We start from the raw sequence: 1,689 nt of genomic DNA on the forward strand, positions 1-1,689 counted from the left end.
CCTGACTCGTGCCACTTGAGAGCTCCTGGCTGACTTGGCCGGTGTTGTCGCTGGTCAGAGTCCTGTGGCGGGGGTCGGCGACACACTAATCGGGTGGGTAGGGTCGGACCGTGGTGTTCGTGCGTAAGGTCCGGACGGCGTCGGGGGCGACGGCGGTGCAGATCGCTGAGCGCCGGGGCGGGCGGGACAAAGTCCTCGAGCACCTGGGCTCAGCGCACACCGAGGCTGAGCTGACCGCGCTGTTGGAGGCCGCCCGGGTGAAGATGCACCCGGGTCAGGGCGAGCTCGACCTGAGCGCGGGCGCGGTGCCGGCGGGGCAGTCGGTGATCACCGGCAAGTGCAGCGCACTGCTGTGGCACGTGCTGACCAGCGCGTACGCCAGGTTGGGGTTCGATGCCCTGGGCGATGAGGCGTTCAAGGCGCTGGTGCTGGCGCGGATCGTGGAACCCACGAGCAAGGCCGACTCGCTGCGGGTGCTGGACGAGCTCGGTGTGCCGCACGCGTCGCTGCGCACGATGTTCCGGTGCCTGGCCCGGGCCCAGGAACGCGGCTACCGCGACCAGGTCGCCGCGGCGTGCTTCGCCCACGCCGCCGGGCACGGGGACCTGTCGCTGGTCCTGTACGACGTAACCACCCTCTACTTCGAGGCCGAGCAGGAGGACGAGCTGCGCAAGGTCGGCTATTCGAAGGAGCGGCGCGTGGACCCGCAGGTCGTCGTGGGGCTGCTCGTGGACCGTGCCGGGTTCCCGCTGGAGGTGGGGTGCTTCGAGGGCAACAAGGCCGAGACCGCCACGATCCTGCCGATCATCGAGCAGTTCCAGCAGCGCCACAACCTGGCCGACATCGTGGTGGTCGCCGACGCGGGCATGCTCTCCTCATCGAACCTCAAGGAGCTGGATGCGGCCGGGTTGCGGTTCATCGTCGGCTCGCGGGTCACCAAGGCCCCCGGCGACCTCGCTTCTCATTTCCGGTGGCACGGGGATGCGTTCACCGACGGACAAATCATCGACACCATCACTCCACGGGTGGCCACCACCAAGGCGGCCTCGGTCAACGATGTCACCAAGCGCGCCGAACCCGTGTGGGACCCCGCGGTGCACGATCGGTCGTGGCGGGCGGTATGGGCGTACTCCGTCAAGCGCGCCGCACGGGACCGGGCCACCCTCACCCTGCAGGAGAACCGCGCCAAGGCGGTCATCGCCGGCGAGAAGCCAGCCCGCACACCGCGGTTCGTGAAGACGGTGAACGGCTCGACGCGCCTGGACGAGGACGCCCTGACCCGCGCCCGCAGCCTGGCCGGGCTGAAGGGCTACGTCACCAACCTGCCCGTCACGACCATGCCCGCAGCGGAGGTGATCGCCTCCTACCACTCGTTGTGGCAGGTCGAGGCCTCGTTCCGGATGAGCAAGACCGACCTGCGGGCCAGGCCCATGTTCCACCACGACCGCGATGCCATCGAGGCCCACCTCACCATCGTCGTCACCGCCCTGGCCGTCGCCCGTCACCTGCAGGATCAGACCGGGATGAGCACCAAGAAGATCGTCCAGGCCCTACGCCCGCTGCAACAGGTCACCGTCGTCATCGCCGGTCACCCCCACGTCGCCGCCGACCCGCTGACCGGCACCGCCAGCGAGATCCTCACCGCCACCGGCACCGAATGGCCAACACACTAAATTGGCACGACTCGGG

At 69.0% G+C, this 1,689-nt stretch carries 1 protein-coding gene; it reads left to right on the forward strand.

Translation table 11 applies throughout. From position 1 onward, the window contains the following. Positions 1–110 precede the first annotated feature (110 nt). Positions 111–1,673, forward strand: coding sequence for an IS1634 family transposase (locus GTW58_RS12950; RefSeq protein WP_342453319.1), 1,563 nt, complete (start codon positions 111–113; stop codon positions 1,671–1,673). Positions 1,674–1,689: the final 16 nt, after the last annotated feature.

The organism is Kocuria subflava (assembly GCF_012163155.1).
In the GTDB taxonomy this organism is placed as follows: Bacteria; Actinomycetota; Actinomycetes; order Actinomycetales; family Micrococcaceae; genus Kocuria; species Kocuria subflava.